Here is a 16,742-nt window from a genome sequence, read left to right as displayed (position 1 = left end):
GTGTTTACAAAATTCGACATGGACATTCTTAGCCAAATGTTATACGATACAGCAGGAATTTATTGACCATAGGTTAGGACGGTGTAAGGAGATAGCCATGCAGAATCATACATCAGGAGACAACTCCGGCAAAGGTCACTCCAAAGCGGAACGGTTCAGCTCCACAGGTTTTATTTTGACTGCCATAGGCAGTGCTGTTGGTTTGGGGAATATGTGGAAATTTCCTTATATTACCGGAAAATACGGCGGTGCGGCGTTTTTCATGCTGTTCATCGTTTGCTTATTGATCGTCGGCCTTCCCGTATTGTTGGCCGAGCTGTCCATCGGCCGCGGGGGAAGAGGCAATCCGGCATCCTCCTTCTTCCGGTTGTCCAACTCGAAAACCTGGGGCGTGCTGGGGTTCATCTCCATTGTGGTCCCGTTTTTGATCTTGTCCTTTTATTCGGTAATTGCCGGATGGACAATTCATTATGCGGTCATCTCGTTTTCCAACGTATTGTATGAGAGCTCCGATTTTACGGAGCACTTCAATTCATTTGCAGCGAGCAACCTCCCCGTAGTTTGGCAAATCGTCGTCATGTTCTTGACAGGCTGGGTAGTAGCCAAAGGAATATCCGGAGGAATCGAGAAATTTAACAAAATTTTGATTCCAGGACTTCTCGCATTGCTTGTCATCCTTATGGTACGGGCTTTGACGCTGCCGGGAGCGATGGCCGGTGTCGATTTCTTTCTGAGACCGGATTTCTCGAAGCTGTCGACGGAGTCGGTCCTTGTCGCTTTGGGTCATGCTTTCTTCTCGCTATCCCTCGGGATGGGAACGATGGTTACGTACGGACGTTATGTTGAACGGCAGCAATCGCTTGGCGCGGCATCCCTAGCGGTAGGCGGAGGCGACTTGATCTACGCTCTGATCGCGGGGCTTATCGTATTCCCGACCTCGTTTGCTTTCGGCATCGAGCCTGGACAAGGACCGGGGCTTGTGTTCATGGCGCTGCCGGCTGCGTTTTCCGCGATGCCGCTCGGAAGCTTTTTCGGCGGACTGTTCTTTATTTTGTTGGCCATTGCGGCGTTAACCTCCGCGGTATCGCTCTTGGAAGTACCGGTAGCTTTTGTTATGGATACATGGAAATGGACCCGGAAAAAGGCAACGATATTTACCACTACGGCTTGCTGCCTTATAGGGATTCCGTCCGCTTTGTCGGTAGGCGGCATATTGGGCGGCTATACGATTGCGGGTAAGCCGCTGCTGGATTTTGTAGACTTCGTCTGCTCGAATATTTTACTTCCGATGTGCGGTCTCATTGTCACCTTGTTTGTGGGATATGTATGGAAAAAGGCCGGTGAAGAAGCGGGACTTAGCTCGTTCTGGTTCCGGATCTGGATGTTTGTTATGCGGTATATCGCCCCGGTGCTCGTTGTGCTCATTTTCCTCTATAGCGCTGGAGTGATCGGTTTCGAATAAGACGGGGATTGTTGACCTGCAATGGAGCAAGCCTATGACATGAACGAATTTTTTCTGTAAAGCGGCATACAGCTTTGTCCGTGATTTGAGCGGTTCGCTGCTGGAACAGGAGGAAATCGGAGCGTGTTAGGGCTTGCTTTTCTTTACCACAATAGAATTTATATGATTCCGAGGTCATCGGATGTAAAAATTCTATTTGGCGATAAAAACAACCTCTTAACGCGGTCGCTCCTCTGTGAAAGGACGTCGATAGACGTTTTTCTCATTCACTTTGCAGTCTTTCCCATGCCGATATCTTCATTATTGTTCTGGTATTGAAACACTCTTCTGTAGAAGATTGCTGAGCATTTATTTGTATGGATGTTTTGTTTTGCAAGAGATTTACAAAAGAGAAAGCATTGTGCTAGTATATACATAGATATACGATGCATAGATTTAATAGGTAATAGATCCAATCAAACTTCATTAGGAAATCAGGAGGTGATACTGCGGTGAGTGTCAACAAAGAGCTGTTGAAGGGAAGCACGGGCACAATGATTCTTACTTTGCTGGAGAAGCGCGATCAATACGGCTACGAGCTGATTAAGGAGCTGGAGAGATGCTCTGACGGGACCTTTTCACTTAAGGAAGGGACGCTGTACCCGATCCTGCACGGAATGGAAGCGGAGCAGTGGGTCGAGGCGTATTGGCGCGAGGCGGAAGGACGGAAGCGCAAATATTACCGGCTTACGGACAGCGGCAAAAAGCATCTGCAGGACAAGCTGCAGGAATGGCGGTTATTTCGAAACGCGGTGGACCGCGTGCTGGGGGAGGGACAAGCTTGACATGAAGGACAGGCATCCGTTAATCGACGATTACTTGGCTCACGTATGCTCGAGGGTGAAGGCAAGGGAACTTCATAAGGAGATCAAGCAGGAGATGGAGAGCCATCTCGACGAGCTGCTGGATATGAAGCGGGAGGAGGGCTGGGACGAGGATGCAGCCGCACGCTGGGCTGTGGAGCAGATGGGCGATGCCGATGCCGTAGGTTCAGGTTTGAACCGGGTTCACAAGCCGCGTATTCCATGGGGGCTTGTCGCCTGGGTAGCAGTCCTGCTGGTCATATCGCTGGTAGCTATGTATGCCGTCGAACTGAGCTATGCGGCGATGCCGCAGCATAGGCTTGCGCAGAATGATTGGTTGCTTCATAAAGCCGTGTTTACAGCAGCCAGTCTTATGGTTATGGGTGCACTAATTATTTTCGATTACCGCAAATTGCTGCACTCCTCATGGCTGCTCTATTGGGGAACGGTAGCTGTATCCGCAGGTGTGCTTTTGTTCGGCCGTCAAGTCAACGGAATGAAAAGCTATCTGTCTTTCGGTGCCGTTACTATAGATTGGATGAACGTCAGCCCGTTTCTATTCATCATCTCGGCGGCGGGCATTCTTCACGGTATGGATTCCAGCCGCCGATCGGGCTTGGTGCAGACAGGCTTCTTTGTCGTGGTGCCTGTGTTACTGTACGGTATGGCTCCTTCTATCTCTGCAATGCTCTTGTATATGGCTGCCTACCTTCTGCTGTTGTACTCGGCACGGAAAAGCTGGAAAGCGGTGCTGCTGCAGCCGCTGGTGCTGTTGCTGCCTGCCGCGCTGATGATGTTCAGCTCCCGCTATGGTCAAATGCGGCTTGCTGCGTTCTTCCAGCGATATGAAGATCCGCTCGGGGCGGGCTATATGTATGTGCAAATCGACCAAGCGGTTCGTTCCGCCGGGTGGTGGGGGCATGGCTGGGCGTCCGTGAACGCACGGCTTCCGGAAATTCATACGGATACGATTTTTACCTATTTGATCTATAGCTTAGGATGGATCGCCGGCGCTGTCATCGCAACTTGTTTCGTTTTATTTGTAGTTCAGCTCATTCAAATGGGGCTCGAAGTAAGAGACCGTTACGGCAAAATGCTCATAAGCGGTCTGGCGGGAATGTTCGCGTTTCAGTTTATATGGAGTCTGGGCATGTCGGTAGGTATCCTGCCGATATTAGGAGGGATAACGACCCCGTTCGTAAGCTACGGCGGCAGCCATTTGCTTGCGGAGCTCGCAGCCGTCGGCATAATGTTCAGCATTTACCGGCGTAAGGATATGATAAGAGTACGTTTGTAAGTAAAACCGGAAAAGACGGGTGATACGTCTGTGCGCCATAGGCTGCAGGCCGAAGCCGGTCTTTTTTTCACGATTCGACACGATTTTCCGAAAATCTTAACAAAAATGGACAAAATGAAGCAATTATAAAGATTTTTTGATGAAATTCATATTAACTTAATCGTACTGGTTTCCGATATGTATAGTGGTGACAAGAAAATAGGACATTAGCAGCCTGGTGTTTTCTCGCTCTAACGCATTGCAGCCAATGCACTACATAACACCAACACTTGAAAACGATCCATTTTCTTACTCGTTCTTACTTACAGCATGACCAGGCTTAACAAGAGATGGAAGGAATCTGAGATACATATGATTGATATTCACTCGCACATTCTTCCGGGGGTTGATGACGGGGCGGAGGATATGGAGGAAACGGTTCTCATGGCGCAGGCTGCTGTTGAGGAGGGGATACACACACTCATTGCTACCCCGCATCACGCGAACGGCAAGTATGACAATCCTATGGAAAAAGTTGAGCGGTCCGTTCGAGAAGTGAACCGGGTATTGGAGCAGCAGAACATTCCGCTGACGATCCTGCCGGGTCAGGAGATTCGCTTGTACAGCGATCTGCCGGAAGATCTTCATCAGCAAGTGGCGAGAACGCTCCACTCTTCGCGCTATATATTGATTGAATTTCCGTCACGGGAAATCCCCAAGCAGACGGACGAGCTATTCCATGAGCTGCGTGTGATGGGACTAGTCCCTGTCATTGCTCATCCTGAAAGAAATATGGAAATCGCGCAGGATCCGATGAAGCTGCAACGGATTATTCAGCAAGGCGCCTTGTCTCAAGTGACGACCCATTCGCTGAACGGCTTATTCGGCAAATCGATCCAAAAGCTGTCTTTGGACATGTGCAAGCAGCATCTGGTACATTTCGTATCTTCCGACGCTCATAATATGAGCCATCGCGCTTTCGGGCTGCGGCAAGCTTATGCTTTTATTGGGAATACTTTGGGGGATCAACAGGTTAGGTATTACCAAGCTAATGCAGCCAGGCTCATTGCCAATGAGGACATTTCCGTTCCTCAGCCGAACTGGCGGAAGCGGGCTTGGTGGAGGTTTTGGTAGTCCTTCGGCTGTGGTATGCATATGACATAAATGTATTGACACCGTAGATAAGACCATGGTACTATGTACTGGATTATTTTTCTATATGTGTGTGAAGTTCTCAATATAAACAGGTCTAACGATTCTGTTTATTTTTTGCTATTAAGGACAATTTGGGTATAAAGACCTATAATCGCACTAACTTACTATGACTCTGAGGTGAATTAATGATGGCAATGAAGAAGAAGCTGGCTGTATCTACAGTCGCGGCAAGTATGGTGTTCAGCACATTGGCGGGACTTCCTGTCAGCACGAAAGGACTATTCGAGAAATTAGGCATTCAAGCTGGCATCGCTCAAGCAGCGGCAGCTCCTGGTACAGATACGATTATTAAAGAGTTGAATCAGGTTTCCAGCAATTTGTGGTCCCAGTATGAAAAGGACGCCGTGAGTAATGCCCGCAGCGCCCTGTATGGATTGACGGATGTTGCTCTCGTAAGCGAAATTACGGCTATTTTGGATAAGAAAATTGACGGTTCCGAGGATTATGACCAGCTGACGGATGAAAATATTTTGAAGCTGTTCACCACATTGGGCTTGTTCTTTAATGCGGAAGAAATTAAAAGCGGAAGCAAATTGAGCGATCTGCTTGTACAAAAAGATTTGAAGCCGGTAATTGATCAGTTGGCGAAGCTGAGCGGAGCCAAAGTAACTTTGGAAGTTCAGGATGCCGTAGATTTTGCAGTCGCTGCCGAAGCGGCTTTGAAGGACAGACTTGCTAGTGAGGACTTGGTAGTTCTTTCGACGAATAAGGATGCTATCAAACAAGTCATTAAAGATGCGGCTCAAAAAGTACTGGACAATAAGGGCCTCGACTTCAGCGTCGTATTTAAAAACCTGGAAATTACATCGGAAGCCGTTTCGGCTGTAGCTCATAAAACGATCGCTGCAGCGGATCCGTCCCGTGAAGCATCTGAGTATATCGCTCTTGCACTGATGCGTGCAGATGCTAACGAGACGTTTGCAAGAACCAATGACTATACTACGAACTCGCAGTATCAGAAATATCAATTCACCGTTCTGGGCAAAGCATTGCCAGGCGCTTCTATTAACTGGACTTCTTCCAACTCCAGTATTTCGGTGCAAAAGGAAGCTGGAAGCATTGTATTGTACTTCAATGGCACCGGAACCGTGAGCACGACAATCGAAGGTAAGCTGGTTGCTCCAGGAACTAATCTGGACGGTAAAGTGTTGGTAAAAGAAGACGTATCCATGAGCTTCACTCGCAGAAGCAATGGAGGCGGTGGTGGAGGCGGCGGCGGTGCTGTTGTAACGAATCCTGGAACTACAGGACAGACTGTTTCCGAAGCGCAATCGGTTATCAACGATTTGAAGAAGCAGCTGCAAAATGCAACCGCCGAGCAGAAACAACAGCTATTGGAGAAAGCTCAAGCGGCAGTGGCTGAAGCTATTGCCAAAATTACGAACATCGACGCTGCATCCTTTGTTACTGTAAACGGTGATAAAGGTACGGTGAAGCTCGACACAGCCAAGCTGGTTCAACAAATTAAAGATATTGCTGCAGAGAGCAAAAAGTTGATCGACGCTTTGAAGGAGCTGGACCCTGCGGCAACAGCACCAAAAGTGGAGCTGACGTTGAACTTTGGCGCAGTAACGGCCAAATCGCTTGAAGTTCCATTGTCTAAAGAGCTGCTAAACGCCGCTAAAGACAACGGTATCGATAAAGTGGCGGTAGCCTTGTCTGGGGTTGCTATTGCAGTTGATCCTAGAACCTTCGGTGCAGATACGTCCTTGTCTATTACCAAGCAAGATGCGACTGCAGCAACGAGCGTGACTCAGCTTCCGGTTGCATCCGGCGTATACGAATTTGAATTTACATCCAACGGCGCGAAGGTAACGAACTTCACCAATCCGGTGGAGCTGCGCTTGGGGGTTAACGATCCTTCCAAGTTCGATGCGGAGAAGCTCGTATTGGCTAAGATCGTAGACGGCAAACTGGAATTCTTCGGCGGCAAATACAACGCGAAGGACAAGCAGGTTCTTGCTAAGAGAAATTCCTTCTCGATGTATACCGTAGTAGAGAATAACGTAGTGTTCAGCGATACGGCATCCGTTAAATCTTGGGCAGGCCGTCAAATCGAAGTAGCGGCAGCCAAAGGCATTTTGGAAGGCCGTGGAGATAAAGAGTTCGTTCCTAATGGAACCGTAACTCGTGCGGAATTTGCCAAAATGATCGTCAAAACGTTCGGACTTGAAGATGCTTCCGCTACGGAAAACTTCAATGACGTAAGCGATAATGACTGGTTCAAGCCGTATGTAGCAGCTGCCGTGAAGAGCGGTCTGGTTAACGGTCGCGAAGCAGGCAAGTTCGATCCGAACGGCAAAATCACGCGTGCGGAAATGGCGACTATCGCAGCAAGAGCGCTGCAATCCGTGAACGGTGTGAAAGCATCTGCGGATGCAGACAGCTTGTTGAAAAACTTCGAAGATGCGAAATCGATTCACGATTCGCTCAAAGCAGGTGTAGCCCTCTCTGTAGGACAAGGCATTATCGTGGGTGAAGAAGGCAACAAATTCAATCCGAATGCCGACTCTACTCGTGCACAAGCGGCAGTAGTCATCTATCGTCTGTTGAATAAGTAAGCATTGAACATATTGTAAACCTCCTCTTGTTTGCGGGGAGGTTTACAGTTTCTTTTTTCGCGTTAGTGCAAAAAATGCCGATTCAACAAGAGATTTGTTGATGCTCGCTGTTTTGTGACGAATGGAGGTCAATAATGGAGCTGGATCTGAAAGATTATATTAAGATCATCAAGAAGAGGATCTGGATAATCATTGCAATAGTGTTAGTCTGTACGATAGCAACTGGTGTAGCCAGTTACTTTTTTATTAAGCCTGTGTATGAAGCGTCAACCAAGCTTATCGTTAACAAGTCAAATGAGCGCCCTGGCTTGGAGCAGGTGGATATTAACTCCATCAACTTGAACATCCGTTTGATCGATACGTACAAAGAGGTTATCAAGACTCCGCGTATTATGGACAAAGTAGTCAAGGAATACCCCGAGTTCAACCTATCGTCGGAAGAGCTGATCAAGAAAATCAAAGTAAGCTCGGTCAACAATACGCAGGTCATGACCGTTGTAGTGCAAGACGGCTCTTACGACAAAGCGGCCAATATTGTTAACGCCGTATCGAAAGTGTTTCAACGGGAAATTCCGTCCATTATGAAAGTGGATAACGTATCGCTTCTGAATGAAGCGCAAGCGGACGCTACACCGGTCCCGGTGAAGCCGAATCCAAAGCTTAACATAGCGATTGCCTTCGTCGTTTCCTTGATGGTATCGGTAGGCTTGTCCTTCTTGATGGAATATCTCGATGACTCTATCAAGTCGGAAGAGGACGTCAAGCAATTCCTGGAGCTGCCGACACTCGCGATGATCGCACGTATCGAGGCCGAGGATATGATCAATCATAAATCTTCAACATCCCAGCAACGACAGGCAGGTGAGACGACCCGTGTTACCGTCAACCAATAGTCGGCCAATCATAACGCACGACAATCCTAAGTCTCCGATTTCTGAAGCGTATCGCTCGCTCAGAACGAATATCCAGTTTTCTGCGATCGATGAAGAAATCCGTACGATTATGGTTACATCGGCAGGTCCTGGAGAAGGGAAATCGACGACCATTACGAATTTGGCTGTCGCCTATGCTCAATCGGATAAGAGCGTCGTTCTTATTGATGCCGATCTGCGTAAACCAACGATGCACCACACATTCAACTTGACGAACCGTTTCGGGCTGACCAATGCTCTTTCCAACAGAGGGATGCTGGCTGAAGTCATCAGGGAGACGAAGGTCCCGAATTTGTCCATCATTACCTCCGGTCCTATTCCGCCGAATCCTTCCGAAATGCTGGCTTCCAGGAGAATGGGCGCTTTGCTGGAGGATTTGAAGGACCAATTCGATATTATTCTGATCGATACTCCACCGGCGTTGGCTGTTACGGATGCACAGATCGTGGCCTCGAAGTGCGATGGCGTCATCCTGGTCATCGACTCCGGCAAGGTCAAACGCGAGATGGCGATGAAAGCCAAAGCGAATCTGGATTATGTAAAGGCCAGAATACTGGGCGTAGTACTCAACAACATGAACCGCAAAAGCTCGGAATCTTACTATTACTATTATTACGGCACCAAGGAATAAAGAGAGAAACAATAACGGGGGATGAACATGGGCCAGGAGAAGCGAATATCGCTTATGATCTTTATTGATGTACTTATCATCTGGGTAAGTATTTTCACTTCATATTATATTCGTTTTGACGGGCAGATCCCCCCTACCTCCATGCGTCAAGCGATATTGTACCTTGTTTTATCCACTGTAATTTGCATCTTCGTTATGGGATTTTTCAAGCTGTATAACCGCGTTTGGCAGTATGCCAGCGTAGGTGAGATGGTGGCCATATTCAAGGCCGTTACCATCGGGGTGGTACTGTCCTATTTGGCTGTGCATGCTCTGACGTTTCACAGAGTGCCTTACTCCATTTTGCTCCGCAATTACGAAACAATGCTTCTGCTTATCGGCGGATCCCGGTTTACATGGCGCGTCGTAAGAGACCGGTTGAACAAGCCGTTGAATCTTCACAAGAAGGCGCTGATTATAGGTGCAGGAGATTGCGGTGTTCTTATTGCCAAAGAAATGATCAGCACTCCGGATGCGGAACTGTATCCCGTCGCTTTCATTGATGACGATATCAACAAGAGAAATCAGCATATATTCGATCTCCCTGTAGTAGGCTCGCGGTACGATATCGTTGATGTGGTGGAACGAATGGATATTGACGAGATTATCATTGCCATTCCATCGCTGAACCGCAGAGGGACATCGGACATTATCGAACTATGCAAGCAAACCAAGGCTAAGATGAAGATTATTCCCAGTATTAATTCTCTAATAGATGGCTCTGTGACCGTGAAGGAAATCCGCGATGTTGAAGTGGAAGACCTGCTCGGCAGAGATCCGATCTGCGTCGATTTGGAAGGAATAGCGAACTATGTGGAGCGCAAAACGATTCTGGTTACAGGTGCCGGCGGCTCTATAGGCTCCGAGCTTTGCAGACAGATCGCTCCGTTCCATCCCAAACAGCTGGTGCTGCTGGGGCACGGCGAGAACAGCATTTACTTGATCGAGATGGAAATGAGAAGGAGTTTTCCTGATCTTCATATAGAAACGATCATTGCCGACATTCAGGATCGGGAGCGCATTAACGAAGTATTCGCCAAATACCGTCCTGAGGTGGTGTTCCATGCGGCAGCTCATAAGCACGTTCCTCTGATGGAACGCAATCCTGCGGAAGCAGTGAAAAATAATGTATTCGGCACGAAGAACGTGGCTGAAGCGGCGGATTGCTACAGCTGTGAGCGATTCGTTTTAATTTCTTCGGACAAGGCGGTCAATCCGACCAGCATTATGGGGACGACCAAACGGATTGCCGAGATGATCATTCAATCGCTGGATAAAACAAGTCGAACCAAGTTCGTAGCCGTGCGATTCGGTAACGTACTGGGAAGCCGGGGGAGCGTCATTCCCTACTTCAAGGAACAGATTGCTAGAGGCGGTCCGGTCACGGTTACCGATAAGGAAATGATCCGTTATTTTATGACCATTCCGGAGGCCGTTCAACTGGTCATCCAAGCCGGAGCCTTCGCCCAAGGCGGCGAGATCTTCATCCTGGATATGGGTGAGCCGGTGCGAATCGTTCATTTGGCGGAGGACTTGATCCGTTTGTCGGGGTTTGTACCGTACGAGGATATCCATATCGAGTTCACCGGAATTCGCCCGGGCGAGAAGCTGTATGAAGAGCTGCTTACGGACGAAGAGGGTATAACCTCGACCAAGCATGATCGAATCTTTATCGGCAAGCCGGTTACGATTAACAAAGTGCAATTGGAGCTTGAAATTAAAGAGCTGGAGAAGGCGCTTCTCGGAGACCGGGTCAAACTGACAGATGAATTGAAGCATATCGTCCCTACATTCTTAAACGTATCTTAGGCTACCAAGACCAATGGACAGGATGGGTGATAATAATGAAGAAGGTACTGTATATTGTTATTTCTCTTGTTGTCATTCTCGTTGTCGGCGGTTACTTGGTCTCCAATTATGCTATTAGTTATGTATTGAAGAATATCGGCAATAGTGAGCTCGTGGTTGAAATGAGCAGTGAGAAACAAGTCTCTGCTGCAGACGATACCAAGGCTCAAACGAGTGCAACTGAACAACAAAATCATAGGAACACTTCGAACTCAAGCTCATCCTCATCCTCTGGCCAAGCAGATCATGGGGGCGGGCTCGTTGAGCTTGAGAAGACTAGCGGTTCGAAAGAGTCTTCTACTAAGAATGAGCGACAACAAGATAGTAAGCCGTCTCAGAATACCGAGAAGCAAGAATCAACTGCAGCACAAGAAGTGAAGTATAGCGCTGAAATTTCCCAAGAGAAAGCCAAGCAAGTAGAACAGTCCATCACAACGAGAGAAAAAGCTCAAATCCTCACGATGTTGATCAGTAAGCTTAGTTCCGAAGAGCTTCAGCTCTTTATAAAGATGAGCAGCAATGGGCTATCCGTAGAGGAGAAGAAAGAAGCGAAGAAGATCATTTTAAAGAGGCTAACAGAGGATGAATACAACCAGCTTATTGCTATAGCTGCTAAATATGGGTTGAGTCAGGGGAAGAGTTATAAGGAGTCTCAGAAGGAATGAAGATTACATTGGAATTTGTACGAAAGGGTGGTCTTTGGGGAATGTATCCTATAGTTAAACGTATACTTGATGTTGTCCTATCGTTTTTAGCATTAGTTTTTTTCTGGCCGCTCTTTGTATTGATTGCAGTACTGATAAAAATAGATTCAAAGGGACCAGTTCTATTTAAGCAGAGGCGAATAGGTAAAAATAAAAGGGAATTTCTTATCTTAAAGTTCAGAACGATGAGGACAGATACCCCTAAAGAAATGCCAACACATTTGTTAAAAGATCCTGAAGCATACATAACTAAGGTTGGAAAGTTTTTAAGAAAAACAAGTTTAGACGAGTTGCCTCAAATCATTAATATTCTAAAAGGTGATATGAGTATCATTGGTCCTCGTCCGGCGCTTTGGAACCAATACGATTTGCTAGCTGAGAGAGACCGCTATGGAGCAAATGATATATATCCTGGACTTACAGGATGGGCCCAGATCAATGGTCGGGATGAATTACCTGAAACGGTAAAGGCAAAGCTTGATGGGGAGTATGTGGTAAAAATGAATTTAGTTTTTGACATAAAAGTATTATTAAAAACCATTCTTACTGTCCTAAGAAGTGATGGAGTAAAAGAAGGGTCTCAGGATTTGGAGCTATCTAAATGAGAATTTTAATAACAGGCAAAAAAAGTTACGTGGGACTGAGTCTTCAGCGTTGGCTTAGTCAATGGACTGATAAATATATTGTTGATACCATAGATGTGAGAACGGACGATTGGAAAAACGAAGATTTCTCAAAGTACGATGTAGTATGTCACGTTGCTGCATTAGTACACAAAAAAGAATTACCTGAAATGAAAGAAATATATATCAAAGTAAATAGAGATCTAACAATAGAAATAGCAAAAAAAGCGAAGGATGAAGGCATTAAACAATTCATATTTATGAGTAGTATGGCTGTATATGGGGTGGAGGGAAAAATTGGGGAAAAAGTACTAATTACAAAAGATACAATTCCTAACCCTAACACATTTTATGGTATCAGCAAGCTGGAAGCTGAAAACGAATTAATTAATTTGGAAGATAAATATTTTAAAGTATCAATAATAAGACCCCCAATGGTGTATGGACATAGATGCCCTGGTAATTATAGTATACTTAGGAAAATAGCATTGATTACTCCAATATTCCCTAAGGTAAACAACCAAAGAAGTATGATATATATTAATAACTTAAGTGAGTTTATTAGACTTTTAGTAAATAATCAAGAGGCAGGAATCTTTTTCCCGCAAAATTCTGATTATGTAAGTACTTCTGAAATGGTTCAAATGATAGCTGAATCAAAAGGTAGAAAGATTTATTTATCTAAAGCATTAGCAATAGTTATAAAACTGCTAGCCAGAAATAGTGTATTAACTAATAAAGTATTTGGTAATTTGACTTATGATACATCAATTGAAATGATGTACTCCAATAATTCATATTGTATGTTCAACTTAAAAGAGTCTATTTATGTAGAATCATGAGGTGCTTTATATGCTTAAAAGTGACTTGAGCTTGGCTATTGTAACATACAATAATGCAAAAATTATTGAAAAGTCCGTAAGAAGTATTATTGAGAATATTCCAACAACGATAACTTATATATTATACATAGTTGATAATAATTCTCTTGATAATACTTTAGAAGTAGTAAAGAAGATTGAAGGAAACATTAAAATTATCAAACTGACCAATAACAACGGATTTGGTAGCGGGCATAATAAAGTTTTAGATTTATTAAATTCTAAATACCATTTAGTGGTGAATCCAGATATTGTTATCGAGAGTGCTGAACAAATTAAAAAGATGTTTGATTATATGGAGAATAATCTGGAAGTAGGTATGCTTTCTCCACTTATAGTCAATCCTGATTTAAGCACTCAGTATTTGTGCAAATATAACCCGACAGTAATAGATATGTTGATAAGAAGAATATCACCAAAAATATTTAAGAAGAGACAGGCTTGGTATGTAATGAAACATACTGGTTATGACAAAATAATGAATCTTGAGTATGCATCCGGTTGTTTTATGTTCTTTCGCACCTCATTATTTATTGAGTTACGAGGATTTGACGAAAACTTTTTTATGTATTTGGAAGATGCGGACATTACTCGACGAGTTAATCAAATATCCAAAACAATATTTTTCCCTGAAGCCCGAGTTATTCATGCTTGGGAAAGAGGTTCATATAAAAATATGAAACTTGCATATATTACCATTCAATCTATGCTAATTTATTTTAAAAAGTGGGGATTTAGATTTAAATAGTACTTATAAAAAAACATTTTTTTGGAGGTAATTTGCTTGAGTCGTAAAGTATTAATTGAGGACATTAAGCTTAGTGTTATCGGGCTAGGGTATGTTGGTCTGCCGTTAGCGATAGAATTTGCAAAAAAGTTCAAAGTTGTAGGTTTTGATATAAATACCAAAAAGCTTGAAAAATACCTATATGGTATAGATATAACAGATCAAGTTGGAAATGAAGCGGTGAAGAACTCAAAATGTTTATTTACAAGCGATGAAGGAAAACTAAAAGAATGCAATATTCATATTGTAGCCGTTCCCACACCTATTAATCATGATAAAACACCAGATTTAAACCCTGTTGTCAGTGCAAGTAAAATAGTGGGTAGAAATCTTACAAAAGGCTCAATAGTTGTTTATGAATCAACTGTTTATCCGGGTACTACCGAAGAAATATGTGTGCCCACTTTAGAACGAGAATCAGGGTTGAAGTTTGGAGTCGATTTTAAAGTTGGATATTCGCCTGAACGTATCAATCCGGGTGATAAAGTAAATACATTGACTAGAATAGTAAAAGTCGTTTCAGGTTCAGATGAAGAAACCTTAGAAATAATAGCTGAGATATATGATTCAATAATCGAGGCAGGCGTTCATAAAGCGGAGTCGATTAAAGTTGCAGAGGCATCTAAAGTAATTGAAAACTCTCAAAGAGATATTAATATTGCGTTTATGAATGAGCTTTCAATGGTTTTTAATAAAATGGATATTAATACAAAGGCGGTATTAGAAGCAGCGGGTACAAAGTGGAATTTTCTGAAATTCACACCTGGTTTAGTAGGGGGGCATTGTATTGGTGTTGATCCTTATTACTTTACATATAAAGCAGAACAGCTAGGATACCATTCCCAAATAATTCTTTCCGGTAGGAAAATCAATGATGATATGGGGAAATATGTAGCAAACAATATTGTTAAACAATTAATTAAAGCAGATCAACCAGTCAAGGGAGCAAAAATTTCAATTTTAGGGATAACATTTAAAGAGAATTGTGGGGATGTTAGGAATACTAAAGTTATTGATATTATTAAAGAGTTAGAAGAATACGATATCAATGTAGTAGTTCATGATCCCATTGCGGATAAAGATGAAGTTAAAGAAGAGTACGGTATAGAGTTAGTGGACTTCAATGAACTAAAATCATCAAATGGAATTGTTGTTGCTGTCTCTCACCTAGTGTTTAAAAAAGAATATACTCTTAAAGTTATAGACGAGCTTTACGCAAATGATAGAAAAGTATTGATTGACATAAAAAGTATTTTTGATAAGAAGGAATGTGAATCAAGGGGAGTCAATTATTGGAGCCTTTGATAAAGGGAAGTTAGCAAGTAATTTTCTAAACTGTTTGCTGAGAATAATGCATGCAGCGTTACAATGTTATACCAGGTATCCGCGTATAGTCTATTTTCACTACCATACATGTAATGAATTAGGAATTCAAGAGGAAAAGAGTAGGCGGTTCGGTACACCATAAATTTTGAAGGTTGGAGTGTATATGAAGCAATGTGCGAGTGTTATAGTTACGTATAATCCAACTAATGTGGTAGTTGAATTAATATACCAACTACTTAGTCAGGGAGCATATGTAATTATTATTGATAATGGTTCAAAAGAAAGTAGAGAAATTCATGAAATAAAAAAAGCTAACCACCAGAAATTATTATTCTGTCAGTTTGACCAAAATGTTGGATTAGCCCTTGCACAAAACAAAGGTATTGAAATTGCTCAAAAATTATGTGTGGACTATATTTCTTTTTTTGATCAGGACAGTGAATGTCCACAAAATTACATAGAAAGTATGATGAAATGTTTCAGTGATGAGAAATATCTAAATTATAAAATTGGGATACTAGCTCCAAATTACTATGATAAGAATACTAATCAATTTGCACGATTTGCTAAATTAGAGTCTACAACATATCGACATATAGAATGCGTTGGGGCTAGCAAGGAGCCTGTTGATGTTTCATTTGTTATTTCATCAGGGAGCATGATGCCAGTATCGCTGTTTAAAGAGATTGGTTTGTTTGTGGATAACTTCTTTATTGACCAAGTAGATACTGAATATTGCCTCCGGGCAATTTCAAATGGATATAAAGTATTAGTTAATCCAGATTGCATTATTATTCATACGATAGGTAATAGGACAAAAGAAACTTTACTTGGTGTTGTGATCAAACCTAACCACCATTCTGAAATGAGAAAGTACTTCATTGTAAGAAATGGTATGAAAACGGTATTCTGGTATGGAATGAGATTTCCAGGTTTTACTGTATTAATGCTAAGTAGATTAGGACATGATTTCTTAGGGGTTTTGTTTTTTGAAGAGAAAAAAATTAGAAAGATCTTTTATATGTTCAAGGGATTGTGTCATTCTTTTTTATCTATTAAGTCATGGAATAGACTTGAAAAAAAAGGAATATCTAACCATTTATAAATCAAGAAGGGGAACTGTTATTGGAATCTACTTTTTTTTATATGTTTGTATTTTTAGCATCAAGTATTATGATCTCATGGGCACAAAAATCTAAATCTAGTATTATAGGTGCTATACTGCTTATTTTATCATGTTTAATCCCAGTATTCGTATTAGGATTACGATATGATGTTGGTACAGATTATTTTTCTTATATAGATATGTATAATTATCTTTCAGTCATTGACTTCAAACTCGTGGATATCATTAATTATACCTCAGTAGAACCAGGGTATATAATTTTAAATATTATTGCAGATAAGTTATTCGGAAATTATCAAGCTGTATTTTTTTTAGCTGCTCTCATAACAATGTTATTTTCATTTTTATCGATATGGTACTATAAAGATAAAATATTTTTAGGTGTAACACTTTTCATTTATTTTATTATGATATTTCCAATAACATTCAATGCTGTGAGACAAAGTATTGCAGTTGCTATAATATTTTTTGCAATACGTTATATAGATA

General features: G+C 42.9%; 15 protein-coding genes. All 15 read left to right on the top strand.

Annotated elements, in window-relative coordinates:
• Positions 1 to 97 precede the first annotated feature (97 nt).
• The gene (locus ACFQ88_RS35855) at positions 98 to 1,462 is read left to right on the top strand and encodes a sodium-dependent transporter (protein ID WP_379462259.1); all 1,365 of its coding nucleotides are present in this window, start codon (positions 98 to 100) and stop codon (positions 1,460 to 1,462) included.
• A 491-nt stretch (positions 1,463 to 1,953) separates the two neighbouring features.
• Positions 1,954 to 2,286, top strand: a complete 333-nt coding sequence (locus ACFQ88_RS35850) for a PadR family transcriptional regulator (protein ID WP_379462257.1) — start codon at positions 1,954 to 1,956, stop codon at positions 2,284 to 2,286.
• A gap of 1 nt (position 2,287) precedes the next feature.
• Positions 2,288 to 3,601, top strand: coding sequence for an FtsW/RodA/SpoVE family cell cycle protein (locus tag ACFQ88_RS35845; RefSeq protein WP_379462255.1), 1,314 nt, complete (start codon positions 2,288 to 2,290; stop codon positions 3,599 to 3,601).
• A 351-nt stretch (positions 3,602 to 3,952) separates the two neighbouring features.
• Positions 3,953 to 4,714, top strand: coding sequence for a tyrosine-protein phosphatase (locus ACFQ88_RS35840; RefSeq protein ID WP_379462253.1), 762 nt, complete (start codon positions 3,953 to 3,955; stop codon positions 4,712 to 4,714).
• Between the two features lie 209 nt (positions 4,715 to 4,923).
• Positions 4,924 to 7,356, top strand: coding sequence for an S-layer homology domain-containing protein (locus tag ACFQ88_RS35835; RefSeq protein ID WP_379462251.1), 2,433 nt, complete (start codon positions 4,924 to 4,926; stop codon positions 7,354 to 7,356).
• 134 nt (positions 7,357 to 7,490) lie between these two features.
• Entirely contained in the window at positions 7,491 to 8,249 is a 759-nt protein-coding gene (locus tag ACFQ88_RS35830; RefSeq protein WP_379462249.1) for a YveK family protein, read from the top strand.
• Positions 8,230 to 8,919 carry a CpsD/CapB family tyrosine-protein kinase gene (locus tag ACFQ88_RS35825; RefSeq protein WP_379462247.1) on the top strand — a complete coding sequence of 230 codons (690 nt, stop codon included), beginning with the start codon at positions 8,230 to 8,232 and terminating at the stop codon, positions 8,917 to 8,919. The genes ACFQ88_RS35830 and ACFQ88_RS35825 overlap by 20 nt, the downstream gene beginning before the upstream one ends.
• A gap of 27 nt (positions 8,920 to 8,946) precedes the next feature.
• Positions 8,947 to 10,767, top strand: a complete 1,821-nt coding sequence (locus tag ACFQ88_RS35820) for a polysaccharide biosynthesis protein (RefSeq protein WP_379462245.1) — start codon at positions 8,947 to 8,949, stop codon at positions 10,765 to 10,767.
• A gap of 35 nt (positions 10,768 to 10,802) precedes the next feature.
• Complete coding sequence (locus tag ACFQ88_RS35815; protein WP_379462243.1) at positions 10,803 to 11,471, top strand: hypothetical protein; 669 nt, start codon at positions 10,803 to 10,805, stop codon at positions 11,469 to 11,471.
• Positions 11,468 to 12,115 carry a sugar transferase gene (locus tag ACFQ88_RS35810; protein WP_379462241.1) on the top strand — a complete coding sequence of 216 codons (648 nt, stop codon included), beginning with the start codon at positions 11,468 to 11,470 and terminating at the stop codon, positions 12,113 to 12,115. Before ACFQ88_RS35815 ends, ACFQ88_RS35810 begins: the two co-directional genes overlap by 4 nt.
• Positions 12,112 to 12,975: an NAD-dependent epimerase/dehydratase family protein gene (locus tag ACFQ88_RS35805; protein ID WP_379462239.1), complete on the top strand. Its 864-nt coding sequence runs from the start codon at positions 12,112 to 12,114 to the stop codon at positions 12,973 to 12,975. The genes ACFQ88_RS35810 and ACFQ88_RS35805 overlap by 4 nt, the downstream gene beginning before the upstream one ends.
• A gap of 10 nt (positions 12,976 to 12,985) precedes the next feature.
• Complete coding sequence (locus ACFQ88_RS35800; protein ID WP_379462237.1) at positions 12,986 to 13,762, top strand: glycosyltransferase family 2 protein; 777 nt, start codon at positions 12,986 to 12,988, stop codon at positions 13,760 to 13,762.
• Positions 13,763 to 13,792: 30 nt separating this feature from the next.
• The gene (locus ACFQ88_RS35795) at positions 13,793 to 15,106 is read left to right on the top strand and encodes a nucleotide sugar dehydrogenase (RefSeq protein ID WP_379462548.1); all 1,314 of its coding nucleotides are present in this window, start codon (positions 13,793 to 13,795) and stop codon (positions 15,104 to 15,106) included.
• 184 nt (positions 15,107 to 15,290) lie between these two features.
• On the top strand, positions 15,291 to 16,232 hold the full coding sequence (locus tag ACFQ88_RS35790; RefSeq protein ID WP_379462235.1) for a glycosyltransferase family 2 protein: 942 nt from the start codon (positions 15,291 to 15,293) through the stop codon (positions 16,230 to 16,232).
• 20 nt (positions 16,233 to 16,252) lie between these two features.
• The coding region (locus ACFQ88_RS35785) for an EpsG family protein (RefSeq protein WP_379462233.1) at positions 16,253 to 16,742 on the top strand (490 nt) is incomplete at its 3' end.

The sequence above is a fragment of the Paenibacillus sp. NPDC056579 genome (assembly GCF_042793215.1).
Classification (GTDB): domain Bacteria; phylum Bacillota; class Bacilli; order Paenibacillales; family NBRC-103111; genus Paenibacillus_S.
The sequence above is the reverse complement of the archived record's forward strand: the minus strand, read 5'-3'. Positions and strand labels throughout refer to the sequence as shown.